Here is a 24,064-nt window from a genome sequence, read left to right as displayed (position 1 = left end):
ATGAGCGTCAATACCCAGGACATGGAGATCGTGCACCGCGTCTTCCGCCGTGAAACACGGCTGCTGGTGGACCTCGTCGCGGCGGTCGCCCCGGGTGACACTGCTCGCGCCAAGGTGATCGCCGACCACTTCCGCATCTACCGGCTGGGCCTGCACCACCATCACGAGGGCGAGGACGAGCTGCTGTGGCCGCCGCTGCTCGCCCGGGTGGACCTGGAGGCCGACATCGTCCTGCGCATGCAGGCCCAGCACGAACGCATCGCGGCCACCCTGACCAGACTGGCCGCCGCGGTCCCCGCCTGGGAGGCCACCGCGGGCGCCGACGAACGCGACACCCTGGTGGCCGCCCTCGCCGAGCACCGCGCGGTCCTGCTGGAACACCTCGACGACGAGGAGGCCACCCTCCTCCCGCTCGCGGCCAAGCACATCACCCAACAGGAGTGGGCCTCCCTGGGCGACCACCTGGTGAACAACACTCCCAAGCTCACCCTGCTCACGCTCTTCGGCGCCGTCCTGGAAGACGCGAACCCGGCCGAGCGCGCCATCGTCCTCAGCGGCCTGCCCGCCCCGGTCCGCGTCATCTGGCACGTCATCGGCCGCCCCCGCTACGCCCGCCACATCCGCCGTGTCCGCGGCTGAACCCTGCTCCGACCCCGTCTGAACATCAAAGGAGAACAACCATGTCGCAGAAGAAGCTCAACACCGTCCTGGCCGCCGCCGTCGTCCTGTTCACCCTCTACCTCGGGTTGTCCTTCGTCCTGCCCCTCGGGACGTCCTTCCCGGGCCTGCCGAACTGGCCCTCTGGCGACAGCGGCTTTCCTATCGTGAAGGGCAGCCGCGAAATCGCGATGGGCCTGGCCATGGGCATCCTGCTGGTGACGGGCCACCGCCGCGCCCTGGGCTGGGTCCTGCTGATGGTGGCCGTCGCCCCGTTCGGCGACATGGTCAACGTGCTGGCCCACCACGGCTCCATGGCCGCCGCGTTCGGCATCCACGGCCTGACCTCGGCGCTGATCGCGGTCACGGGGTTGCTGATCCTCCGCGAGACCAGCAAGGCGCGCAAGGCCCAAGAGACCGCCACCCCAGCGCCCGCCGCGCAGCCCGCCTGACGTTCCCGCAGTGCGGCACGGTGTTCCTTCGCATTTTCTGAGAACTCGAAAAGGGAGACGACGATGACGATCAACGATTTGCGCGGTGTCCTCAAGGGGCGCGTGCTCCTGCCCGGTGACGACGGCTTTGAACAGGCGGCCACCGCGTGGAATCTGACCGTCAGGCAGCCGGTGGCGGCCGTGGCGGAGGCCGTGGATGCCGATGACGTGGCGGCGCTCGTGCGTTACGCGCGGCGGGCGGGTCTGACGGTGACCGCGCAGCCGAGCGGGCATGGCGCCTCGGGTGATGTGGAAGGCCTGATCCTGTTGCGTACCGGCCTGCTGAACGAGGTGGAGGTACGCGCCAAGGAGCGCGTGGTCCGGGTGGGCGCGGGTGTGAAGTGGGGGCAGGTGCTGGCGGCGGCCGGTCCGCTGGGTCTGACCGGCCTGTCCGGTAGCGCGCCGGGGGTCAGCGTGACCGGCTACACCCTGGGCGGTGGGGTCGGCTGGTTCAGCCGCAAGTACGGCTTCGCCTCCGACAGCGTGCGGGCTATCGACATCGTGGACGCCGATGGCGAGCCGGGCCGGGTGAGCGCCGAGTCCGATCCCGAGCTGTTCTGGGCGCTGCGCGGCGGTGGCGGGGACTTCGCGGTGGTGACCGCCCTCGAACTCGAGCTGTATCCCGTGCCAGTCCTGTACGGCGGGCGTGTGATCTGGCCGGAGCACCGGACCAGGGAGGCGTACGACGCGTTCCTGGAGATCACCGCCGAGGCGCCGCGTGAACTCAGTGTCTGGATCAACCGGCTCCAGCCACCCGGCGCGTCGCCGATGGTGACGCTGGATCTGGCTTACCTGGGTGAGGCGGTTCAGGGGGAGGACCTGCTGGCGCGCCTCGACAAGATCGAGGGCGCGATCTCCGACAGCCGCGGCGTCGTCCCGGTTGCCGACCTGGGCGGCATCACCGCCGAGCCCACCGATCCGGCCCCGTCCATCGCTCGTGCGGAGCTGCTCACCGGCCTGGACGCGGACGCGGTGGAGCTCCTGCTGGCCAAGCCGGTCGAACCGCTTATCAACCTGCAGATCAGGCACCTGGGCGGGGCGCTCGCCGAGCCGGAGGGCGGGGCCGGTGCGAGCGGCGCGGTGGCCGAGCCGTACCTGCTCGGCCTGCTGGGTCTCGGCCTGCCGCACGCGGCCGACGCGACGCGCGCCAAGCAGGCCGAGGTCGTGGCCGACCTGGAGGCCTACATCAGCGGCCACAAGCCGTACACCCTGCTGTCCCCCGGTGACACGGCGGCGAAGTCCTTCTCCGGCAGCGCGCTCGTGCGGCTGCGGGAGATCAAGCGGGCCCGTGACCCGCACAACGTGTTCCGCGCCAACTACCCGGTGCACGGATAGATCGGTTCCCACTGCGCGCACGGCACCGCAGATGCGACGGCGACTCGACCGCAGCCCGCGCCCGCCAGGAGCCAGCACCTTCGGTGCCACGTCCGCGAACAGGTTCTCGGATAGCCCCGATCGCGCGGATCGCGGTCAGCTTGTCGATCTCACGCAGCATCGACTCCAGGCTGATGTTGCCCGGCATCGCCTTGATCAGCGCCATCACCGAATCGCCCGTCCGCAGTGACCGGGCCCCGCACGAGGCTGGGCGGGGGACACCGGCGCGGCGCGCAGGCCAGGCGCCGGGAAGCGGCGATCACATCAGAGCTATCTCCGTAGCCACCGGACGCAGTGGCCGCCAGCCGCCGCCATCCAGCTTGGCCAATTCCGCCTCCACGTCGACATTGATCACGCCGAAGAAGTCGATGTTCTCGCTGTGCGCCGGAGAGATGTGGGCCGGCAACTCATCCGGCACGTCCCGGCTGGTCGCCCGCAGTTGCCGCACGGCGAGCGAGTAGTACTCTGTGGTCCAGGTGGTGACGGCGTTGGTCAACACGGTCAAACACCACGCCTGATCGGTCTGATCGGCCAAGGCCGGCTTGGTGACGGTGCCCTGCTGGGCGTAGTGCAGGTCCCGGCGCAGCGCGTGCAGGCTCTCGCCCTTGTTCAGCTGCCGGGCGATCTTCCTGCGGTAGGCCGGGCCGGATCCGACAGATACTTCGCCGCATGCAAGGTGCGGCGCAGCATGCCCCACTCCTTCAAGGCAGCGGCCAGGGTGTTCTGCCGGGAGGCCGCCGACCACTTGCCCACCACCAGCGACGCGGTGGCCTGGCCATACTTCAGCGACCCGGCCATGCGCAGCAGATCGGGCCAGCACTCGGTGATCATGTCTTCATTCCAGCGCGCTCAGCAGCGGCCCGGCATGTGTCTCACGCAGCGTCTCCTCCCGCACGTACCACTCCTGCGTCCAGCGCAGCACGTCATACGGGATGCCGCAGGCCTCCGACATCCTGGACAACCCCAGATTCGTGGCGTTGGCGATGAGCACGCTGAGGATATTGCGCTTGAGATCGGCCGAGCGGGCCTGGTTACGGCCGCCGGCGTGAGTGAAGCAGTCCAGAAAGTGCGTGCGCACGTCAAGCTCGATCAGCAGGGAGGCGATCGGCGCGAACGGCAGCATCCCGGCCGGCTCCGCCCTCAGCTCCTTGGCCTCGCCTGGCACGTCTTCGGCCGACAGCGGCGGGATGACGAGCTTGTCGTCGTCATCGAGCCGGACCGCGCCGGTGTCGTCCGGCAACGCCTGGGCCAGCGTCTGGTCGAGCTGCGTCAGCGCGGCGTGCAGTTCCTCCTTGCTCTGTTCGATCGACTCGGCCGCATCGGCGGGCTTGCCGACCAGCTTGCAGAAGTCGGCCCGCCGCGGCGCCCACTGCTCGGGCGAGTACAGGTAGGTGGCCGGGTCGGCGTAGCGGCGCGAGCCGGGCACGAACACGTCCCGAGCGCAGCCCGTCACGCAGCGCCAGCACCACGCACAGCTCCCAGTAGTGGCGGTAGGCGGTCTCGTCGCCGTCCTTGCGCGCTTTGGCCAGGTACTCGGCGTAGCGGGCCGGGACGAACGAGGTGGGTGCGCCCTCGGGCACCTTGCGGCCGCCGCCCTCGTTCAGCCGCTTCAAGATGGCCACGCCTCCATCAACTCCGCCGTGCCGGTCCCGCCCTGGAAGTCGATCGCCGCCAGCACCTCGGGGTGAACTGGCGCAGGTAGGTGTAGGAGGCGTGCAGCGCCGAGAGCCGGCCGTGATCGCGTGGCAGCTTCTTCCAGCCTTCGGTGACGACCTCGCGCAGCTTGCTCATCCCGATCGTGTTGCGCAGCCCGCTGGCAGGAGAGCCGGACGCCCTTCCACCTGTCCGCCCGCACGGTCCGCCTGCGCGTCCTCGTCGACCGCACGTCCGTCGAGATGTTCGTCGACGACGGCCGGTACGCGCACTCGACCGAGGTCTTCCCCGACCCGTCCGACACCGGGCTGGCCCTGTTCACCATCGACGGGCAGGCGGTGTTCCGGAACATGGTGATCCGGGAGTTCGCGGTCTGATCCGACGGGGGGTGGCCGGTGGGATGGCCGCGACGGACGAGGTCGGCGGCGGCGCCCGGCGCACCGGGGCTCTCGTCGAGGAACAAGCGCGAGGGCCGCACCGGGCGCGCTCGGTTCCGCGTCGGCCGAGCTTCGGGCCACGAGGTGGGGCCGGTCCCGCGTGAGGGAGCGGCCGGTGGGGCGTGATACGGGGGCTTCGGCTCGGCATGACAAAATGGGGGGCCGTTCGTCCGTCCTTTGATGCTGCGAGGTTCTCCGTGAGCAAGCCCGTGGCCCGCGAGCCCCTGCGCCGTAATTCGCGGTCCAACCGGGCGCGCATCCTGGCCACGGCCCGTGAGGAGCTGGGGCGGAACCCCGATGTCACGCTGGAGGAGCTGGCGCGGGCCGCCGGGGTCGTCCGGCGCACCCTCTTCGGGCACTTCCCGGGGCGGGCGGCGCTGCTGGAGGCGCTCGCCGAGGAAGCCGCCGAGACGTTGCGGAGCACGGTGCAGGCCGGGCCGGAGTCGGGGGAGCCGGCGGAGTCGGCCGAGTGGGCGTTGGCGCGGTTCGTACTCAGGATGTGGCCCGTGGGCGACCGCTACCGCATGCTGCTGGCGCTCACCCGGCGGGACCTCGGCTCCGAGCGCCTCGACGAGGTGCTCGCGCCGGCCCGGGAGGCCGCCATCGGGATCCTGGATCGCGGGCAGCGGGACGGCGTCTTCCACTCCCATCTGCCGCCGGCCGTGCAGAGCGCAGGCCTGATGGCGTTGATCGTAGCTCTGGTGGAGTCCGTCAACACCGGCGCGCTGGAGGACGACGGGCACCGGATCGCCACGGCCACCCTCATCGCGGCCGGCGTGCCGGAGGATCGGGCGAGCGCGGTGGTCGAGGAGGTTGCGTCGGCGATGGCTACGGCTCTTCCGGCCCACGGCACCTGATTTCTCTCCGGCCGACCCGTTCGACGAGGTGTCCCGGGCGTCGTCGCGGCCCGCGACCTTGAAGTCCTTGAAGGTGACGCGGTCGCCGGAGGCCGCCGAGACGGTCGTCGTCGCGGTGACCTCGAAGCCGAGGGTGGTCAGGACGCGGGCGCGGATCCGGTCGGAACCGTAACCCCGGGTCAGTTCCAGGCACAGGGCGTCGGACAGGTCCGCGTACGACAGGAAGACGGTCGCCTCCGACGAGCGGGTCCGAGCCTCGCTGTCGTCGTCCGGCTTCGTCAACCCGTCCATCCGCAGGGCGAGGTCGGTCACCGGCAGCGGGCGGTCGGAGCCGTCGGCGGGTTCGTGCGAGTACGAGTACGAAAACTCGCACTCCTGGTCACGGTCGTGCTCGGGGCGGGGGCGGTACATCGGCCCTCCTCCAAAGGGCTTCGGGGGACAGGGAGTTGGGGGCGGACATGTGTGAGTGCGAGGGGGGTGCGGGCACGGGTTTCAGACGGGACTCGGGGGCGACCCGGTCTTCCGTACGTGATCGACCTTCGCGGCGGCGGTGTCCGGGGCGACTCCGGCGGCGATGAGGGCGGCGGTTGCGGCGCCGGTGCCGTCGTCGGGGCACAGGCCGCGGTCGACGCAGTCGAGCAGGGCCAGCAGTTGGGCCTCGATGGCTCGGGCGAGCGGGTCGGGCGGGACGGTGATCTGGAAGACGCCCTGTCGGCGGCCGTGGGCGAAGACTCTCGTGGCCATGTCGCGGGCGGGGGTCAGCAGTTCGTCGACGCGTGCGGGGGCGAGGTCCTGGCCGCGGGCCAGCCGGATGAGGGTGCGGTAGCGGTCGCCGACGGGCCACATCATGAGGACGAATCGCGCCAGGTCCGCGACGGCGTCGGGGGTCGGGGCCGGGGCACCCGCGACGGCGCGCCGGATCGCCTCCGCGGCCTCGGCGGCCAGGCACTCGACGAGCGCGGTCCGGCCGGCGAAGTGGACGTACACGGTGCGCCGGGCCACACCGGCGGCGGCGGCGATGTCCTCCAGGCGGCTGTCGGGGTCGCGGGTCAGTTCCCGCCGAGCGGCGTCGAGGATCCGGGCACGGGTGGCCCGCGCGTCCCGACGCTGCGCCGAAGTCGAGGTCGAAGTCGGAGCAGGAGGGGGCGGCGTCTCGTGGGGCCGGGCCGGAGACCGCCTCGGCCTCGTCGTCGGTGTTCGTGCTGGTCGGCTGGTCACGTCGGTACCTCGAAGGCGGGTGGGAGGAGGGAGTCATCGCGATATTTGCACATCGACGGGCAACAAACTAGTCTGCACATCGATGGGCAATTAAGCGATTCCGCTCAAACATGGTCCAGCAGATCGGCTCCGTGATCGGCGTCAGCGTCCTGGTCGCCGTCAGCCGTACTTGCTGCTTGGTCCGGGCTTGCCGGACCGCGACGCCGCGAAGGCGGCTTGGGGGTTGAACTCATGACACAGGTGACCCAGCGACCGTCGTCTGGCGAGGACTCCCCGGCCAGGGGGTCCCAGGCGACCGACCGCGTCCGTCATCGGACGGTTCAGGCAGGCGGGCTGGACGTTCCGATCCTTGAGGCCGGCAGCGGGCCGCTCGTGGTGTGCCTCCACGGGTTTCCCGACCATGCCGCCAGCTGGGCGGGGATCCTCGACCGCCTTGCGCAGGAAGGGTACTGGGCGGTCGCGCCCGCACAGCGCGGATACTGGCCCGGCGGCGCGGCTCCCGACGGCTCCTATCGCATTGCCTCGACCGGCCAGGACGTCCTGGCCCTGATCGAAGCGCTCGGGCGCGAGCAGGCGGATCTCATCGGCCACGACTTCGGAGCCGCGGCGGCGTACGCGGCTACGAGCCTCGACGCGAGGCGTGTCCGCAAGCTTGTCACCATGGCGGCTCCCCATGGCCGTCAACTGCTGACCGCATTGGTCACTGACGGTGACCAGCAGCGGCGCAGCTGGTACATGTTCTTCTTCCAGACAGCCATGGCGGAGGCGGCCGTCGAGCTCGACGACTTCGCCTTCATCGACCGGCTCTGGCGGGAGTGGTCGCCCGGCTACGAGCTGCCGGATGCGGAGCGTGCCGCGCTCAAGGAAACCCTGGGTGCTCCGGGAGTCCTGACCGAGATCCTGGGCTATTACCGCCAGTTGTTCACGCCGCCGCCCGCGGACGAGGCGGCCCAAGCCCTGGAAGCCCGGGCGTTCGGTGCCATCACCGTCCCGTCGCTCTACCTCCACGGTGCCGGCGACAACTGCTTGTCCGTGGAGGTGAGCGAGGGCATGGACGACCTGTTCACGAACGGCTTCGAACGCATCGTCGTACCCGGCGCAGGGCACTTCCCGCACCTGGAGCAGCCCAAGACAGTCGCCGACCACATCCTGGGCTTCCTGAACAGCTGACCCCCTCCCACCACCCAGAACTCGAAGGGTTGACCGAACCATGACTGACAAGGAAAGGCAGGAGGCCATGGCTGTGACGACTTCTCCGTACGCGAGCGACGCACTGGCCAAGGGGGCCGTCGACGCGGTGGTGATCGGCGGGGGCGCCGCGGGGCTGAACGGTGCACTGATCCTCGCCCGCTCCCGCCGCTCGGTCGTCGTGATCGACAGCGGCTCCCCGCGCAACGCGCCCGCGGAGGCTGTGCACGGCTTGATCGCCTTGGACGGCACCCCGCCGCCCGAGATCCTTCGACGGGGCCGGGAGCAGGTGCGCCAGTACGGCGGACGCGTCGTCCACGGCGAGGTGGTCTCGGCCGAGTCCGCCGCCCCGTCGGCGGACGGGGGCCTGCGGTTCACCGTCACCCTGGCCGACGGCCGCCGCATCACCGCCCGCCGCATCCTGGTGGCCACCGGCCTCACGGATGTGCTGCCCCAGGTGCCCGGGCTCGCCGAGCACTGGGGGCACAGTGTGGTGCACTGCCCGTACTGCCACGGCTGGGAGGTGCGCGACGAGCCCATCGGTATCCTCGCCACCGGTCCGGTCTCCATCGACCACGCGTACCTGTTCCGTCAGCTGACCGAGGACCTGACCTACTTCACCCACGGCACCGACCTGGACGAGGACAGCCGCGCCCGCTTCGCCGCCCGCGGCATCCGCGTCATCGACACCCCGGTCACCGAGGTCGTCGACGACGAGGACGGTGCCCTCGCCGGGGTGCGCCTGGCCGACGGCCAGGTCGTGGCCCGCCGCGTCCTCGCGGTCGCCGCGCAACTGCAGGCCCGCACCCAGGGCCTGGAAGGTCTGGGCCTGCCGGTGCAGGACCTGCCGAAGGGCCGCAGTTTCGCCTCCGGCACGGCCGGCACCACCGAGGTGCCGGGTGTGTGGGTGGCCGGCAACGTCACCGATCTGGTCGCCCAGGTCGGGGCCTCCGCAGCGGCCGGCGCACTGGCCGGCGCCGACATCAACAGGATGCTGGCCATCGCGGACACCGACGCGGCCCTCCAGGGGATCGCCGAGGCAAGCCCACAAGGGGTCACAGGATGATCTTGAAGCCCTGAGATCTCAGCCCGCCACCCGCCCGCCTCACCTTCATCGGCGAGGAAACCGATCTGTTTTCCCGCCTGGAAACTGATCAGTTTCCAGGCGGTTTTCAGTCATGCCCAGCAAGCAGGCAGCAGGAGCGTCCCGCCGAGGTCAACGCCACCCTCCTCGGCTTCCTCGCCCGCCTCGACGACTTCACATCCTCGGCTTCCTGAACGGCCGACCCACCCCAACCAGATGGAGGACACGACAATGTCGGACCGCAATCCCATGGACAAGAACACGACATCGCGACAGCGGGCCCTGGTGGTCGGCCTCGGGATCAGCGGGACCGCCTCCGCGCTGCGACTGCATCGCGCGGGCTGGGACGTGGTGGTGCTGGAGAAGGCCCCCGAGCGGCGCCGCGGCGGATACTTCATCGCCCTGTTCGGGACCGGGCTCGCCGCCGCCGAACGGCTGGGCATCGCCGATGCGGTGCCGAATCGCTTCGCTCCGGAAGGCGTGAGCTACGACGTCGACCGCACGGGCCGGCGCCGCCGCGGTGTGGGCTACGCCGATGTGTTCGGCGGGTCTCGAATGGTGATGCGGGGCGACATCGAAGACGCGGCCTTCACCGCCCTGCCCGACGAGGTCGAGATCCGGTACTCGACCGTGCCGATCGCGCTGGACCAGTACCTCGACGGGGTGGACGTCGAGATCCGCGATCTGACGACGGAGACGACGACCCTCGAACGGTTCGACCTGGTGGTCGGGGCAGACGGACTGCGCTCGACGGTGCGCCGGCTTGCGTTCGAGCCCGAGCAGAGCCCGATCCGTCGGCTGAACTACATGATCGCCGTGTACAGCCTGCCCGAGCCGGTACCCGGCTACCGCCTACAGGACGGGCTGTACATGGGCGAGGCGGGCCGATCGGTGTGGGTGTTCTCGTTCGCCGACCGTCCGCCGTCGGTGCTGTTCTCCTACCGCACCGACGACGTGGACGCCGAGTTCACCCGGCCGGCCATCGACTCGCTGCGCGCCGCCTACGGCCCCGAGCCCACCGGCTCCACGCTCGGTTGGCTGCTCGACCAGTTCGAGAAGGTCCCGGACCACCTGTTCGACTCCGCCGAGCAGGTGCACCTCGACCACTGGCACCGCGGCCGAGTCGTGCTCGTCGGCGACGCCGCGTGGTGCCTGACCGTTTACTCCGGCATGGGGGCATCCACCGGCCTGGCCGGGGCGGACCTGCTCGGCACCATGCTGGAACGCCACCCGCACGACGTGCCACGAGCGCTGCAGGACTGGGAGGACCACCTGCGCCCGTTCATCGACCACCACCTCGGCAGCGGTGTGAGCATGCGCGGTTTCTTCACCCCAGGCAACCGCGCCGAGTTGCTGCTTCGGTCCGCGATGATCCGCCTCGCCCGGCTGCCGATCGCCGGCCGGCTGCTCGCCAAGATGATGACCAACAGGGCGCGAATGAAAAGTCTGGATATCGCCGCCGCTGCAGCGTGAGTGGAGTTCCTCGAATACGAGCGGGAGAACGAGGTCCTCTGGGCCCGCAACTTCGTCGAACGAATGCTCGGACGCAGGTCGCGGGGATGGCCGGGAGGGTCATGTACCGGAGAATAGGCTGTTATCCGGTGCATCGGGGTTCACCCGAGCTGCTTGCTCCACGCGTCGTAGCAGCCGCGGTCGACGAGCCTGGTCCAGTCTGCGTCGAGGGTGGCGACTACCGTGGTCTGGCTGCGGGTGCCGCACCGGCTGCACGCGATCCCGGTCTTGCGGTCGAGGCGGTGCAGCTGCAGCGGACCCTGGGCGGGTTCAGAGCGCACGACGCGGTTGGCGAGGCGGGTCATCGGCACCGCGGCTTGGTCGTGGAATCGCCGCCACCGCGGCGGCCGCGGACGACGAAGGAGCCGGGTCCGATGCTGGTGCGTGCGTTGTTGAGGAACGAACGTGACACCACGCCATGCGCTACCGGAAGAACGCCAGCAGGCCCTGAGCGCGGCCTCGCAGCTGGTTGACCTGCTCGCCGTAGGCCACAACATCCCCGCCGACGCGCAGACTCTGCCCTGCGGGGTCGTCGTGCGCCACGTACTCGACCACCACCTGCGGCACGTCGGCCGGGCCGGAGCCGCTCGAGGGGATCTCACCCTTGGGCGGCCCCGGCCCCGGCAAACAGGGCCAAGCCCAGGCCGCGCGGAAACGTCGACGGTTCTCCCCGGCAATGGCTGACCGTTGTGTGCCGTGGGTTGAGGTCGAGGCCCACCCGGCGCCGGCTCGGTGTCAGTCGTCGATCGCCTGGTACAGCGTGGTCCAGAAGTCGTGGATGAGCCGCGCCGAATCCGGGGTGGACATCCCGACCTGGGTGAGCAGGATGCCGACGAGCTGGTTGTCCGGGTCGGCGTAGACCGCGGTACCGGTTCCGCCGTCCCAGCCGAACTGGCCGATGGGCGCGTAGTCGCCACGGTAGGTGCGCACCGCCATCCCAAAGCCCCAGCCGCCGTGCTGGCCTTGGCCGAACCCCACATGGACGTTGTCGCGGGCCATGGCGGTGCGGGCGGCGTTCTGCTCGGGGGTCAGGCTGTTGGTGGTCATCAGCTCCACAGCGGGCCGCGACAAGATCCGTTCGCCGTCGTGCATCCCGCCGGTGAGCAGCATCCGGAAGTAGGCGTGGTAGTCGTCGGCGGTGGAGACCAGCCCGCCGCCGCCGTCCTGGAACACCGGAGGCCGGCTCCACCGCCCCTCCTTGGCGTCGTCCCATACGTTGAACTCGCCGGTCTGCGGGTCGGGGACGTAGCTCGGCGGCAGCCGGTCGATCTTGTCGGCGGGCACGTGGAAGGCGGTGTCGGTCATCCCCAGCGGATCGAGAACACGCTCGCGCAGAAATGTCGCGAACGACTGGCCGGTGACCCTGGCGACCAGCACGCCGAGCAGATCGCTGCTGGTGTGGTATTGCCAGCGCTCGCCGGGCTGGTCCATCAACGGAAGCGCGCCAAGGCGGCGCATCCACTCATCCGGCTCGAGCATCGGATTGGGGGTGAGCCCCTGCTCGAAGATCGCGTCCATGATCGGAGTGCCCAGGGACGTCAGGTCCATGCCGATCCCGAACGTGCTGGTGAGCAGATCCCGGACGGTGATCGGCCGCCGCGCCGGCACGGTGTCGTCCAACGGGCCGTCGACCCGCTTGAGCACCCGCCGGTCGGCGAGCTCGGGCAACCACGGCTCCACCAGGTCATCCAGCCGCAGCCGGCACTCATCCAGCAACACCATCGCCGCCGCGATCGTGACCGGCTTGGACGTGGACGCCATCCGGAAGATCGTGTCCCGGCGCATCGGCGCGCCGCCGTCATGCCGCATCGTGCCAAGCGCCTCGACGTGCGTCTGGCCGCACCGGCCGACCAGGGCGACCAGCCCGGGGATCTTCCCGGACTCGACATGCCGGGTCAGCACGTCATGCAGCCTGCGCAGCCCACTCGCGGACAAGCCGCTGTCGCTGTTTCCCATGGTGAATCTCCTCACATACAGTGTTCGATTTGTCCGAGCCGCCCCCGGCGTGGCGATCACCGGGCGCGGCATGACTACGCATTCGCCCTGCTCAAGGACGGAGCAGGGGCGAATTGCGCAACGTGTTCTCAACCCGACGGTTCGCAAGGGCTTCGATGAGCGACGTACGGGTGAGCTCGGCGTGGCCCGAGGCCGCGGCCGCCACCGCTCTGATATCGGGTCGTCGCCGTCGTGATGCCGCAGCTGACCTGCGGCGGGAAGGAGCCGGCCGAGCGTGCCCCCGTGGCCGGGCAGTGCTCGGGCACTGCGGGCCGAGCTGTGGATCAGAGGCTGCGGGCGGTGATGTCGCCGTTGGAGGTGGTGGCCTGGATGTCGAGTTCGGCGGTGCCGTTGTTCTTGAGGGCGTTGTTGATGCGGCCGTTGGAGGTGCCGGCGTCCAGGGAGGCCGAGACGCCCACGGCGGCGGTGACCAAGATGTCGCCGGACTGGGTGCGGAGCACGACCTTGCCGCCGGTGGCCTCGGCGATCCGGATGTCGCCCCGTGCGGTGCTGATCTCCGCGGCGCCGCCCAACCGGTCGACCTCGACGTCACCGTCGGTCGCGGTGAGGCGCAGGCTTGCGGTCTCCTCCAGCTTGATCTGGCGGTACGCGCCTTCGAAGGTGACGTCGCCGAGGCGGCCGACGGTCCGGAGTTCGGCGCTCTCCGTCTTCGCCTCGACGCGGGAACCGGTGGGCAGCTGGATCGTCACCTCGATGGCCCCGGTGGGGCCGAGGTACTGGTTCTTCTGCGCGGTCTCGATCCGCAGGACGCCGTCGGCGTAGTCGACCGTGGTCTGCTCGGCGGCCTTGACGTCGCGGCCCTTAGCGGCGCTCGCGGGCAGGACCTCGACGGTGGTGTCGGCCCGGTCGGCCGCGATGAACTGAACGCGTCCGGCGGGGATGTTCAGGACAGTGGTGATCGGGGCGGCGGTGTTGAACTTACGCATGGTGTGCTCCCTGTGCTGCAAAATGTCGTTTTCCTGTATGACCACTCAGGCGTTGCGTCCCGTCCCGGGCCGCGATCGCTGAACCGTTCGTGGCTCCACCATCGCCGAACGCTCTGACGCCGGACCGTCGCCGTCCTGACGCAGCCGCTGACACGGCCCCGTAGGGCGATGACGTTCGTGGAGGCAGCGGCCGGCGCTGCTGTCAGCTCAAATCCGGGGGCCGAGAAAGCAGCCGCCGGAAGCGTCGATGATCTGCCCGGTCACCCAGCGGCCCGCCTCGGAGGCCAGGAAGGCCACCACGTCGGCGATGTCGGCGGGGTGCCCAACCCGGGGATGGCGTTGCCGCTGCCCACCACCTGCTGCACCTCGGGGTCATCCAGCATCCACGGGTTCATGTCGGTGACCGTCGGCCCGGGCGCCACGGCGTTGACCGTGATACCGCGCCCGCCGACCAACTGAGCGAGGGAGCGGCTGAGCACCTCGACGGCGGCCTTGCTCATCGCGTCCGGCTGCTCGGGCATCGCGATCCTGGTCGCCGCCGTGGACAGGTTGATGATCCGGCCGCCGTCGTTCAGCAGCGGCAGAGCCCGCTGGATGATGAACAGCGGCGCCTTGGTGTTGACCGCGATCAGCCGGTCAAACGTCTCCGGGGTGATCGTCTCGATCGAGTCGGCGGTGATGGCGGCGTTGTTGACCAGGATGTCCAGCCGTCCGTCCCCCCGGTCGTTCCACCGGCAGCTACTGGGCCCACCACTCGGGTCGGCGCGACCAGCCCCAAAGTAGCTCTATGTAATCATCGCTACTCTTCGTGGTCTCAGAAATGAGGAGTTCTGATAGCGATCATCATCGGTTCCCGCGTCCCGAGCGGAACGCAGTAGTTCAGGCCCCCGTCGTTGTCCGACAACAAGCTCAGCGACCGCACCACTCCATCCATCCCGGTCGGGCGCCGCTGCTCCTTACGGAGGAGCTGGACTCGAAGCTGCTGATTCGTCGCCGCTGTTTCGAGTGCGTTGGGTGATGGTGTGTTCGAGGCCGTCGAGGAGGGTGTGCAGGCCGAATTCCTGGGTCGTGGTGGCCGAGGGGATGGCCATGGTGGTGGCCAGCAGCGGGAAACGGTCGGCGTTGCGGAGTAGCAGGTCGCGCATGATGGGGGCGGCCCTGCCGTCCGTCCAGGTCTGAGTGCCTTGGGTGGCGGCTGGGTGGGTGGCGCGGATGTGGTGGGAGACCAGCATGACCGCGTCCAGCCGTTCGCGTTCGGTCAGGGGCGTGTCGGCCAGAGCGCTGAGGGCTCTTTCGGGCCATCCAGTTTCGCATGGACCCATGACGCGGTCGCCCACGGTGATCGACGGCAGCCAGGGGTGGCGTCGCCAGGCGGCGGACAGTTGGCGGGCGTACTCTTCCAGCTTGGTCCGCCAGCTGGTCACGCCGCTCAAGTCGGGGGGTGTGCCGACCGCCGCCTCGATCATGATTGCACTCAGCTCAGATTTGCCGTTGACATAGCGGTACAGGGCCATTTTGGTGAGGCCGAGCTCGGCGGCTACCCGATGCATCGAGACCGCCTCCAGTCCCTCGGTATCGGCGACCTTGACAGCGGCGTCGGCCACCTGAGCGAGGTCGAAGGCGGGCCTGGGGCCCCTGGTGCGCGGCTTCCGCAGGCCCCACAACAGTTCGGCCAGTGCCATCGGATCCTCGTTAGCCGACATCGCAGCCTCCCACTAGCCCACCCTAAAAAACTGTATCTATGATACACAGTGTTATGGAGACACAGTTAGTCGCCGAACTCGGGAGCAGGCGGCGTGGCTGAGGAGTTGCACCGTCGCAGACAGGGAGCGGACTATGTCCAAATCAGTGCTCGACATGTCAATGTCGCTCGACGGGTACGTCGCCGATCCCAACGACTATCTCGGGGGCGACGATGGCGAGCGGCTGCACAAGTGGGCTGACGCGGGCCCGCAGACCGGTCCATCGTCCGGGCCGATCCAGCAGTTCCAAGGCGAATGGAAGGCGGCCGGTGCGGTCCTCGCAGGGCGGCGGACCGCCGAACTCATGGATCACTGGGGAGGCGACCACGACGGTCTCCCGATCTTCGTCCCCAGTCACCGGCCGCCCAGCCCGGCCGCCCGTTGGGGTCATCCGCTGGTGACATATGTGAACGACGGGATCGAAAGCGCGATGGCGCAGGCGAAGGCCGCCGCCGGGGGCCGGGACGTTCAGGTGCGTGGCGGCGCCTACACGGTGCAACAGGCACTCGAGGCCGGGGTACTGGATGAGGTGCAGATCCATCACATCCCGGTGCTGCTGGGCGCCGGCCGCCGGCTGTTCGACGTCTTGCCGTCGGAGATCGAACTGGAGATCGATCAGGTGATCGACACACCGGAGGCCACCCACATCCGCTACCGCATCCGCCGCTGAGCCGATCGGTCACCGACCCAGGCCAGCGCTGAGGCCAGCGGCGCTCCGCCTCTCCTTCCCGGAGATGGGCACCGAGTACGAACTGGTGCGGTTACCTGTCAATCTCTTTGAGGTGACTTCGGCTAATCCTGTGTGGTGTTCGGTGGCTCTTCTCGGCCGACGGGCGTGTCGATCTGTAGGCGGCCCGGGCGACATAGCGGCTCCCTTGCAGCCAAGCCTCAACAGCCCCTCAACTCAAGATTAACCTCTGAGCTGGGACTCTTCTCTCGCGGCGCGGTTCTGGTTCGTCTTGTTCTCGGGGGACGGGTGACGTGGGTTGGGCCGGAGCGTGATTCGACGTAGTGGGTGTGCTCGCGCAGCATGACGGCGATTTGCTCGGCGAGCTTGGCCTTGCCGCCGTAGTAGGTGATGGGGGGCAGCACCGTGCTCCTCCTACGCCGAGACCGGCTTGTCGGGGTCAAGGTGGTGGTAGATCGTGGCACGACTGACGCCGAGCCGGTCGGCGATCTGCTGGACGGTGTAGCGCCGCTTACCGTCCTCGCCTTTCACCTCGTACAGCGCGCGGCCATCTCCACGCCGTGCTCATCCAGGGCGGGGGGACGTCCGCCGACGCGGCCGCGTGCCCGCGCCGAAGCCAGCCCTTCAAGGGTGCCCTCCGCGATGAGCTCGCGGAGGAACTCGTCGAACGCGCCGAACATGTGGAACTGCAGCCGCCCCGACGGTGTCGAGGTGTCGATGCCCTGTTTCAGTACCAAGAGATCGACCTCGCGCGCGCCGAGCTGGGCCGCCAGGTCCAGTAGATGGCGCAGCGAACGGGCCGCCCGGGAAAGGCGGGTGATGACGAAGGTGTCACCGGGCCGGAGGTAGTCCAGCGCCTTGTCGAACTCGGGACGGCGGTCGATCTTCCCTGAGGCCTTGTCGACGAAGATCCGGTCACAGCCTGCTGTCGTGAGGGCATCGCGTTGGCTGTCGGGGTTTTCCTCAACCCCGAGGAAGTCCCAGAGTTCATGCGAACTGAAGGTTCATCGGATTGAACCGAAGGGTCTTCATCCCTCATGGACCGTTTCGACCCTTGGGTTCGTCGCGACTGGCGGGGTCTTGCTCTTCGGCTGCGGTGGCCAGTAGGACGCCGGCGTTCTCGGCATAGCGGATGGCGGTCTTGGGATCGAGGCCGAACACTGCGGCGAGGCGGAGCGGGTCCGGGCCGTGCGTGAGGGCTTCTTCGAGCTGCCGATCAACGCGGAGGCGTTCGAGCGTCGCAGCCTGACCGCGGAGACTCTTGGCGAAGTAGATCTTGGAGACCGGACCGGTGCCGAGGGCACTCAGCTGATTGATCAACAGGTGAGGATTGGCTGTGTTCGGCCAGCGGGTGCGCCGGTAATCGAGCCATTCGAGCGGGATCTGATGGGTGAACTCATCGATGGGGCGGGTGCGGCCGGCGATGGTGAGCCGTCGGTTGCCGAGGTCGACGTCATCGAGCAGCAGGAAGCGGATGGCGCCGGTGCGGGCGGCGTGAACGGCGGCGAGCATGAGCACGAGCCCGGGCGGCCGGGGTAGTGGCGGCTTCGGTCGCCCGGTCGATGTCGTCCTGGTCGGGCCGCTGGACAAGCCCGTAAGGATGCTGGCCGATGCGGATGCCGCGGGTCGGGTTGCGGAAGATAAGCGCAGCGCCCGCGCCCAGGCCTCGACGTCGTCTCGGATGCCTGGGGCGAGTCCTTCGAGCTTGGCTTCCAGCCACCCGTCGAAGGCCTGCGGCCGGTCATCGACGAACACCCCCATCTCCTGGAGCACCTCGAGGGTCCGCTCGACGGTGATGCCGAGCGCGCGCAGCGCGGGGAAGACCTCCGAGTAGTAGACGACGTCGAGGCAGCTGTGCCGGGACAACACGATGATCAGGGCGCGCCGGACGGCGAATCGAACACCACGTCGCCACCCGCGCGCCTCGCCCCGCCGATAGGCAAGATAGAGCGCCCAGCTCAGCCACGGATTGGCGAGATCGACATCGGCGCTCTCGTCGAACCGAGTGAAGTCCCGGCGTGCTTCGAACAGTCTCAGCTGGGTCCACCGCTCGGTGGGCCGGACCGCAGGCGGCGGAGGCGGCTTGGGCCGCGACCGCCATCCCTGTTCATGGACTGGGCTTTCGGGGCGGCGTCGTTTCATCCGGTCGAAGAACGGCTGCTGGAACGGCAGTCTTTCCCCGGATTCCAGGACCGAGACCGCGCCGCGGGGCAGGCCGCCTGCGGCCTTCGACTCATAAGCGGCCTGCTGCCAGCACAACCTGCAGTAGCCCTTCTTTAGCGCGACCGTTCGGTTGCATCCGGCGCATTCGCCCTCGCTGCCCGGGTAACAGTGTCGAAGCACGGTGCAGGCCGAGCATCGGCGAGCGCCGAGGACTCCCCAGGCCAGGCAGTCCATGCAGCTCTGTGGACCATGCAGAACCCGTCGCGGCGGCATGTCACGCAGGCGGCAGAGAACGACCGTCCTTCCGCTTCGGAACCACGGGTGGGCCACCCGCGGCTGCTGCCGTGACCTGCTTGTCCTGCCCGCCATCGACGCGTCTGACCTTGTCGGGCTCGGGGATGAGGAGCTCTTCGACCCCGCAGCCCAGCACGGCGCAGAGGACGTTGAGGTCGTCGAGCTTGATGCTGGCCGGCTCGCCCGACCACAGGCCGGATATCTTTCCAGCGCTGATCGTCAGGCCGTGCTCGGCGAGCATCCGCTGCAGCTCAGAGGCTTTCCAGATGCCGCGGGTGGCGGCGGCCAGCCGCAGGTTCCATCTCATCGCCGTAGTCCTTCCAGCCGGGCGGCGGCGCGCTGCTGGCCCGCTGCCCAGGCGTCTTCGATGTGAGTGCCGGTGACGTGCACATACTTCATCGTGGTCGCGATCCACGCGTGGCCGAGCAGCTGCTGGACGGCGATGAGGTCCATGCCCTGCTGATAGAGCTGGGAGGCGCAAAAGTGCCGCAGCACGTGCGGGGTCAGGGCATCGGCCCATTCCGGCAGGTGCGCGGCGGCGGCCTTGGCGAGCGCGGCCCGCAGCGTTTCATCGCCGACCCGGGCCACCGATCCGTCAGCGTTCTTGCGCTCCGACAGCAGCAGCGCCACACCGGGCCGGGTGTGGTCGTCACCGAAGTGCCCCCACACGTCTTCGACGAACCACCGCAGTGTCGCCGCGGCGTTGTTGATCAACGGCACCATGCGCTCGCGTGGCCCGGAGCCACGGGCGCCCTTGCCGTGGCGGACGTGCAGTTTGCCGATGCGGCCCAGGTCCCACTTGATGTCGGCCAGGTCGAGCTTCCAGGTCGAGCTTGCAGGCCTCGTTCACGCGCGGCCCGACCTCGGCCATCAACCGGCAGGCGGTGTAGTTGCGGGCGGTCGGGGCGAACTTCCGGCAGGTTGTCAGCTCCTGCCGCCATCCGGCGAACAGCCGATCGACCTGGTCAGTGGTGGGCGGGATGCGCAGCTTGCCCTGCGTCCCGCCGCGTGGCCGGTTCATCTCGTCGATCGGGCACTCGATGACGCGGCCGGTCATCTGGTGGATTTCGACCTTGTGACGCAGCTCCAGGAACGCAAAGAACGTCTTGATCGCCTGGGCCCGAGCCAGCCGGGTGCCCCTGGCGGTGGCGCGTAGCACCTTGCCGAAGTACGTATCGGCGTCGGCCGGTTCCATCTCCCACAACGGCTGGCCGAACCAGACCCGCACCTGCTCCAGATGCACCACGTCGGAGGAGATCGTCCCGTCCGACAGCCCCGCTGCCGTCCGGGCCGGCACGAACCCGGCCAGCACGTCGGTCTCCAGCGCCTCCAGGTCCTCCGCAGTGGCCGGGGCACGCGCCACCCGCAGATCCTTCACCACCGCCAGCGCCAACTCCGGCCACCTCGCCTTCACTCTCACAGCAAGACGAACGACCAGGACGATAGACCTTCAGAATCCCCGAAATCTCATCAACCTCTGCAGAAGCCGGAGCACGCCGCGACCAGGGCATTTGCACTCAGGGGCAAACATGTACCCCCCAACCGGGCTCACGCCGAAAATGGTGCCGTTTCGAGATTCCGACTGACGGCCTGTGACGGCCGAGGTGACAAGGGAGCACAGTGAAGAAGTCTCGAGGGGTACGCGGCCATCCAGCGAGCAGTCGGGCCGTGAGGGAGCGCCGTGGTGGCGCCGTCGCCGGCCTGGCGGTGTTCATGGTCGCCGCGTCGTTGACCGGGCAGGTCGCGATCTCGCAGGCCGCGCTGGCGGACGATGCCACGCTTCGACCCGGTCAGGTTGCCACCATGCCTCAGCCCGCCCTGACGGCCGCCACGTTCAAGCCCGACGACCGGGCGGTGGCCACGCGGACGGCGAAGGCACAGGGAAGGCGGGTGGAGGTGGAGAGCGAGAAGACCGAGAGTTCCTCGCTCTGGGCCAACCCCGACGGCACGTTCACCTTGGAGACCTTCCCAGGGCCGGTGCGGGTCAAGGACGGCGACACGTGGCGCCCGATCGACACCTCCCTCGTCCGCGACGGTCAGGCGGGCCTGCACCCGAAGCGCACCGCCTCGGACGTTCAGGTGTCAGACGGCGGCGGCGAGCCGTTCGCCAAGGTCCAGCGGGCGGATCGCTCGTTCGCCGTCTCCTGGGGCAAGGCCCTGCCCGCGCCGCAGGTCAAGGGGGACACCGCGACCTACAAGGACGTCGTGCCCGGCGGCGACCTTATGGTAAAGGCGCTGCCGAACGGGTTCAGTCATTCGATCGTCTTACGCAAGCCCCCCACCCATCCCCTGGAGATCACCTTGCCGGTGGCCACCAAGGGCCTGAAGCTCTCGGAGGCCGCCGACAAGGGCCTGAACCTGCAGGACGCCTCCGGCGAACTGCTGGCATCCGCTCCGGCCCCGCGCATGTGGGACGCCACGACCGATCCGCGCTCCGGCGAACCCGCCCACCAGGCCGCAATCGACATGACGATCAAGCAGACCGGCCAGGGCACCGTCCTGGTGCTGAAGCCCGACGCGAAATTCCTCTCCGACCCCGCGGTGAAGTACCCCGTGACCGTGGACCCCACCAGCACGCTCACCGTCGAGACCGACACGTGGGTACAGAGTGACATTCCCGACTCGCAGCGCGGTTCGACCGAGCTGAAGGCCGGCACCTACGACGGCACCCACATCGCCCGCTCCTACCTGAAGTTCCGGCACGTCGACGATTTGCTCGGCACCCAGATCGTCGACACTGACCTGCGCCTGTGGACGTTCTGGTCGTCGGTCTGCGTTGACCCGAGCGCCGGCGTGCAGGCGCGCCGGATCACCTCGGCCTGGGACCCCGACACCATCAGGTACGGCTCGGAGCCGGCCACCACCACCACAGGCGCCGTCACCACCAAGACGGCCTACGGCGCGGCGAGCTGCCCGCAGGACTTCATGCACTGGGACACCGACGCCATCGTCCAGGCGTGGGCCGACGGCCAGCCGAACTACGGCATCCAGCTGCGCGGCGCCGACGAGAAGGACGCCTCAACCTGGCGGCGCTACTACTCGTCCAACTACGTCTCGGGCGCTCAGGGCGACAAGGAACCTGCTCTCACCGTCACCTTTTCCTATAAGCTCGCCACCCCCACCGGTCTGGACGTGACCCCGAGAGCCTCCACGGACCCGGCGGTCACCACGGTTGCGAGCCTCACGCCGACCCTGTGGGCCAAGGCGACCGATCCCTCCGGGAAGCCGCTGGACTACACCTTCGAGGTGACCGAGGCCGGCAACGGCGACGTGATCGCCACGGGCGGCCCCAAGGGCGTGGCCTCAGGAACGACGGCGACCTGGAAGGTGTCGGGGAACGCCTTGCGCAACCCCGGGTCGTACCGGTTCCGTGCCAGGGTGACGAGCCAGACCGGCGCGAGCGGCTGGTCGTCCTGGACGCCGTTCGCGACGGACGTGCCCAGGGTGCCCACCGGCCTGGCCACCGGCGCGAGCGACCCGTCGGCCGTGGTGCTGTCTGGTCTGCTCTCACGCCCCTCAGGCGAATGGCTGACCGCGAGGTTCTACCTCTTCGACAGCGCCGGCGCGGCGGTGGGGACCAGTCCGCTGGGAACCGCCGACGCTCAGGGCGGGCAGCGGGCGTCCTTGAAAGTCTCTCCCGAGCTGCTCACACCCGGCGCTTCCTACAAATGGCAGATGGAGGCATGCGTCGTGGCGGCCTGCGGCGCCCGCACCGCTCCCGTCACCTTCATCGCGCCGCAGGCTGCGGCGGAGAAGCCCACCCAGACCAAGACCTTCGACGCCGACGTGCTCAGCGTCCGCGCGGCCAGAACGGCGTCCGACGCCTGCGACGGGAACCCGTGCACGCTTGAGGAGGCCTCCGCGTTGCAGGTGGGAGGAGGCCGGATCTCCACGTTCGAGGCCGACCTCGGCGCGATCCCGGCGGGTGCGGAGATCGCCTCGGCGACACTCGACCTCGGCACCCCCATGTGCGCCATGGCCTGCCCCACCGGTGGGAAGGTGTCTGCGTACGAGCTGAAGGGCGCCCTCGCCGCCGACGCCTCGGGCGCCGACGTCTCCGCCAGGCTGCTGGAGGAGCCGTTCGCCGAGGTTGACCAGACCGACCCGAAGATCGACATCACCGGTTCCGTGCAGGGGGACCGCCAGGACGGCCAGGGCTTCGCCGAGCTCGCGCTGCGGGCCACCGACCCGGCGGCGCCGGAGATGGCCTTCGGCTCGGCGAGGATCACCGTCACCTATGTCCCGCCCGGCGTGCCGGGAGCTCTGCAGAACGTCAGCGTGCGCGCCGGAGACGGCGGAGCGCTCGTCACCTGGGGGCCTCCGTCCGAGGCGACCGGTGACACGCGGACCACGGGGTTCGACCTGGAGGTCCTCGACGGCTCGGGGAACGTCGTTCAGACGCTGACGCCGTCCGAGGCGAGGGCGATCGTCCCTGGGCTGGCCAACGGATCGGCCTACGTGTTCCGGGTGCGCGGGAAGAACGAGCAAGGTGCCGGAGCCTGGAGCACGACCGCGGCGGTCAAGCCGCAGGCCGTGCCCGACCGGCAGGAATACGTCGACGCGGTGGCCCAGTATCTGGACAGCCGGGAGGGCATCGTCGAGGGACGTTTCGCGAGCGCCGCAGAGGCGATCGGGAAACACGACCAAGGCTACCGGTTCGAGTCGCTGCTCCAGGCGGACGAGCAGGAGCTGCTGACCGCGAAATCCAAGGCCGAGGTCGGCGGAGGGGCCCAGGAAAGCTCAATCACCACGCTGGGAGACCCGCTCGTGTCCCTGTCGGCCGACAGCGCTACCGTGACCGTTCGGGCAACTGTGCACCAGAACCGTGTCGTGCGTGACGAAACCGGCGAGAAGACCACCGAGGAGGAGGAGAATGCCACGGACTATTCCTTCAACCTGGTGGTAGCGGGGCAGGGACAGCGTACGGACGGCTCCGCCGACGGCCTGATCGATCGGACGGACGGCGACTCGGTCGACTCCCAGGCTCACCCGGAGGGATGGGTCAGCGCGGATACGAGCGAAGACCTCACCGTGCCCGTACCGGACGACACCCCCAGCGACACGGTCTCGGCCAACTCCGTGAGCCAGTCGGGCATCGCCAACTGGGCCAGGAGGAACGTCAACAGCCACGTGGAATACACCAACAACGACTGCACCAACTTCGCCTCCAAGGCGCTTCGGTTCGGGGGCGGCGCCTGGGAGATCCGGAACTACGGGAGAACTGCCAAGCAGAAGCGCGAGAACCTGAACAACTGGTTCTGGGCGGCTCCCACCGGCAAGGATTCGCAGACGTTCGTCCTGGTCCACAAGAGCATGTACCACATGGCCAACCGGCACCGGATCCAGTGGCGCTCCACGTTCTCACAGGTGCAGGTCGGCGACATCATGTACTGGGACTTCGACCCGTGGCTGCACGACGGACCCGAGCACATGTCGATCGTCACCAAGAAGACCGCCAACAACGAAAGAGGGATCTTCTACACCGCGCACAGCTACAAGAGGCTGGACGCCAGAGTCTCCGACGCGAAGAAGAACGGCTATACGATCGGCTACGCGAGGCTCGTCGTCTGACGAGGAAGAGGCGCCGAAACCCCCAGCGTGCTCGTCCTGCCGCCTTCCGGGGTCACGGAAAACGATAATTGATCTTTAAAAGAGGGCGTCCGGCCGGAAGTCCGGGCGCCCTGCCCGTCCGACGTCCATGACCAGGGCATGGACGTCGGGCCGTGCGTCGTAGGCCTCGGGGTCGAGGAACGAGAGGACAGCC

General features: G+C 69.1%; 23 protein-coding genes and 3 pseudogenes. 10 read left to right on the top strand and 16 right to left on the bottom strand.

What is annotated here, in order from left to right; translation table 11 throughout:
• The 3 genes from AB0B64_RS55545 to AB0B64_RS55535 all read left to right on the top strand — a co-directional run bounded on the left by AB0B64_RS55545 (position 1) and on the right by AB0B64_RS55535 (position 2,483).
• Positions 1 to 639 (top strand): hemerythrin domain-containing protein, encoded by a 639-nt coding sequence (locus AB0B64_RS55545; protein ID WP_225302058.1) that lies wholly within the window; start codon positions 1 to 3, stop codon positions 637 to 639.
• A 41-nt stretch (positions 640 to 680) separates the two neighbouring features.
• Positions 681 to 1,109, top strand: coding sequence for a DUF4267 domain-containing protein (locus AB0B64_RS55540; RefSeq protein ID WP_357961166.1), 429 nt, complete (start codon positions 681 to 683; stop codon positions 1,107 to 1,109).
• Positions 1,110 to 1,172: 63 nt separating this feature from the next.
• Positions 1,173 to 2,483, top strand: a complete 1,311-nt coding sequence (locus AB0B64_RS55535) for an FAD-binding oxidoreductase (protein WP_358203081.1) — start codon at positions 1,173 to 1,175, stop codon at positions 2,481 to 2,483.
• 298 nt (positions 2,484 to 2,781) lie between these two features.
• On the opposite strand, the gene AB0B64_RS55530 is transcribed toward AB0B64_RS55535, so the two are convergent.
• The 4 genes from AB0B64_RS55530 to AB0B64_RS55515 form a co-directional block, all read right to left on the bottom strand.
• Complete coding sequence (locus AB0B64_RS55530; protein WP_358203072.1) at positions 2,782 to 3,219, bottom strand: Tn3 family transposase; 438 nt, start codon at positions 3,217 to 3,219, stop codon at positions 2,782 to 2,784.
• The gene (locus AB0B64_RS55525) at positions 3,132 to 3,353 is read right to left on the bottom strand and encodes a Tn3 family transposase (RefSeq protein ID WP_358203066.1); all 222 of its coding nucleotides are present in this window, start codon (positions 3,351 to 3,353) and stop codon (positions 3,132 to 3,134) included. Before AB0B64_RS55525 ends, AB0B64_RS55530 begins: the two co-directional genes overlap by 88 nt.
• A 4-nt stretch (positions 3,354 to 3,357) precedes the next feature.
• Positions 3,358 to 3,975, bottom strand: a complete 618-nt coding sequence (locus tag AB0B64_RS55520) for a Tn3 family transposase (protein ID WP_358203061.1) — start codon at positions 3,973 to 3,975, stop codon at positions 3,358 to 3,360.
• 176 nt (positions 3,976 to 4,151) lie between these two features.
• Positions 4,152 to 4,313: a hypothetical protein gene (locus AB0B64_RS55515; RefSeq protein ID WP_357961154.1), complete on the bottom strand. Its 162-nt coding sequence runs from the start codon at positions 4,311 to 4,313 to the stop codon at positions 4,152 to 4,154.
• A gap of 41 nt (positions 4,314 to 4,354) precedes the next feature.
• Between AB0B64_RS55515 and AB0B64_RS55510 the strand changes: the two are divergent.
• Positions 4,355 to 4,552: pseudogene (locus AB0B64_RS55510) on the top strand (GH32 C-terminal domain-containing protein); the annotation flags it as partial.
• A gap of 257 nt (positions 4,553 to 4,809) precedes the next feature.
• Entirely contained in the window at positions 4,810 to 5,469 is a 660-nt protein-coding gene (locus tag AB0B64_RS55505; RefSeq protein WP_357961151.1) for a TetR family transcriptional regulator, read from the top strand.
• A 492-nt stretch (positions 5,470 to 5,961) separates the two neighbouring features.
• Here the strand turns inward: AB0B64_RS55505 and AB0B64_RS55500 are convergent, their stop codons facing one another.
• The gene (locus tag AB0B64_RS55500; protein ID WP_357961148.1) at positions 5,962 to 6,687 is read right to left on the bottom strand and encodes a helix-turn-helix domain-containing protein; all 726 of its coding nucleotides are present in this window, start codon (positions 6,685 to 6,687) and stop codon (positions 5,962 to 5,964) included.
• Positions 6,688 to 6,918: 231 nt separating this feature from the next.
• On the opposite strand from AB0B64_RS55500, the gene AB0B64_RS55495 reads away from it, so the two are divergent.
• The 3 genes from AB0B64_RS55495 to AB0B64_RS55485 all read left to right on the top strand — a co-directional run bounded on the left by AB0B64_RS55495 (position 6,919) and on the right by AB0B64_RS55485 (position 10,432).
• Positions 6,919 to 7,857, top strand: coding sequence for an alpha/beta hydrolase (locus AB0B64_RS55495; RefSeq protein WP_358203046.1), 939 nt, complete (start codon positions 6,919 to 6,921; stop codon positions 7,855 to 7,857).
• A 73-nt stretch (positions 7,858 to 7,930) separates the two neighbouring features.
• The gene (locus AB0B64_RS55490) at positions 7,931 to 8,941 is read left to right on the top strand and encodes an NAD(P)/FAD-dependent oxidoreductase (RefSeq protein ID WP_358203040.1); all 1,011 of its coding nucleotides are present in this window, start codon (positions 7,931 to 7,933) and stop codon (positions 8,939 to 8,941) included.
• A gap of 249 nt (positions 8,942 to 9,190) precedes the next feature.
• Positions 9,191 to 10,432 (top strand): FAD-dependent monooxygenase, encoded by a 1,242-nt coding sequence (locus tag AB0B64_RS55485; RefSeq protein WP_358203033.1) that lies wholly within the window; start codon positions 9,191 to 9,193, stop codon positions 10,430 to 10,432.
• A gap of 140 nt (positions 10,433 to 10,572) precedes the next feature.
• On the opposite strand, the gene AB0B64_RS55480 is transcribed toward AB0B64_RS55485, so the two are convergent.
• The 6 genes and pseudogenes from AB0B64_RS55480 to AB0B64_RS55455 all read right to left on the bottom strand — a co-directional run bounded on the left by AB0B64_RS55480 (position 10,573) and on the right by AB0B64_RS55455 (position 15,116).
• Positions 10,573 to 10,782 carry a hypothetical protein gene (locus AB0B64_RS55480; RefSeq protein ID WP_358203022.1) on the bottom strand — a complete coding sequence of 70 codons (210 nt, stop codon included), beginning with the start codon at positions 10,780 to 10,782 and terminating at the stop codon, positions 10,573 to 10,575.
• Between the two features lie 112 nt (positions 10,783 to 10,894).
• Positions 10,895 to 11,098 (bottom strand): hypothetical protein, encoded by a 204-nt coding sequence (locus AB0B64_RS55475; protein ID WP_358203017.1) that lies wholly within the window; start codon positions 11,096 to 11,098, stop codon positions 10,895 to 10,897.
• Between the two features lie 108 nt (positions 11,099 to 11,206).
• Positions 11,207 to 12,427 carry a serine hydrolase domain-containing protein gene (locus AB0B64_RS55470; RefSeq protein WP_358203008.1) on the bottom strand — a complete coding sequence of 407 codons (1,221 nt, stop codon included), beginning with the start codon at positions 12,425 to 12,427 and terminating at the stop codon, positions 11,207 to 11,209.
• Between the two features lie 323 nt (positions 12,428 to 12,750).
• Positions 12,751 to 13,413, bottom strand: a complete 663-nt coding sequence (locus tag AB0B64_RS55465; RefSeq protein ID WP_358203002.1) for a DUF4097 family beta strand repeat-containing protein — start codon at positions 13,411 to 13,413, stop codon at positions 12,751 to 12,753.
• 207 nt (positions 13,414 to 13,620) lie between these two features.
• Positions 13,621 to 14,114: pseudogene (locus tag AB0B64_RS55460) on the bottom strand (SDR family oxidoreductase).
• Positions 14,115 to 14,369: 255 nt separating this feature from the next.
• Positions 14,370 to 15,116: a TetR/AcrR family transcriptional regulator gene (locus AB0B64_RS55455; protein ID WP_357961127.1), complete on the bottom strand. Its 747-nt coding sequence runs from the start codon at positions 15,114 to 15,116 to the stop codon at positions 14,370 to 14,372.
• A 133-nt stretch (positions 15,117 to 15,249) separates the two neighbouring features.
• Between AB0B64_RS55455 and AB0B64_RS55450 the strand changes: the two genes are divergently transcribed.
• Positions 15,250 to 15,825 carry a dihydrofolate reductase family protein gene (locus AB0B64_RS55450; RefSeq protein ID WP_357961124.1) on the top strand — a complete coding sequence of 192 codons (576 nt, stop codon included), beginning with the start codon at positions 15,250 to 15,252 and terminating at the stop codon, positions 15,823 to 15,825.
• Positions 15,826 to 16,257: 432 nt separating this feature from the next.
• Here AB0B64_RS55450 and AB0B64_RS55445 read toward each other — a convergent pair whose 3' ends face one another.
• From AB0B64_RS55445 to AB0B64_RS55425, 5 genes and pseudogenes are all read right to left on the bottom strand, one after another.
• A complete protein-coding gene (locus AB0B64_RS55445; RefSeq protein WP_357961121.1) occupies positions 16,258 to 16,374 on the bottom strand; it encodes a TetR family transcriptional regulator in 117 nt (38 codons plus the stop codon).
• Positions 16,371 to 16,790, bottom strand: a pseudogene (locus tag AB0B64_RS55440) (recombinase family protein); the annotation flags it as partial. The pseudogene AB0B64_RS55440 and the gene AB0B64_RS55445, both read right to left, overlap by 4 nt.
• Positions 16,791 to 16,878: 88 nt before the next feature.
• Complete coding sequence (locus tag AB0B64_RS55435) at positions 16,879 to 18,102, bottom strand: hypothetical protein (RefSeq protein WP_358202988.1); 1,224 nt, start codon at positions 18,100 to 18,102, stop codon at positions 16,879 to 16,881.
• A 178-nt stretch (positions 18,103 to 18,280) separates the two neighbouring features.
• Complete coding sequence (locus AB0B64_RS55430) at positions 18,281 to 18,607, bottom strand: helix-turn-helix transcriptional regulator (protein ID WP_357961112.1); 327 nt, start codon at positions 18,605 to 18,607, stop codon at positions 18,281 to 18,283.
• On the bottom strand, positions 18,604 to 19,074 hold the full coding sequence (locus tag AB0B64_RS55425) for a tyrosine-type recombinase/integrase (RefSeq protein WP_357961238.1): 471 nt from the start codon (positions 19,072 to 19,074) through the stop codon (positions 18,604 to 18,606). Before AB0B64_RS55425 ends, AB0B64_RS55430 begins: the two co-directional genes overlap by 4 nt.
• Before the next feature lie 894 nt (positions 19,075 to 19,968).
• On the opposite strand from AB0B64_RS55425, the gene AB0B64_RS55420 reads away from it, so the two are divergent.
• Entirely contained in the window at positions 19,969 to 23,871 is a 3,903-nt protein-coding gene (locus tag AB0B64_RS55420) for a DNRLRE domain-containing protein (protein WP_357961109.1), read from the top strand.
• The last annotated feature ends 193 nt before the right edge of the window (positions 23,872 to 24,064 follow it).

The organism is Nonomuraea sp. NPDC049129 (genome assembly GCF_040648495.1).
Taxonomy (GTDB): Bacteria; Actinomycetota; Actinomycetes; order Streptosporangiales; family Streptosporangiaceae; genus Nonomuraea.
The sequence above is the reverse complement of the archived record's forward strand: the minus strand, read 5'-3'. Positions and strand labels throughout refer to the sequence as shown.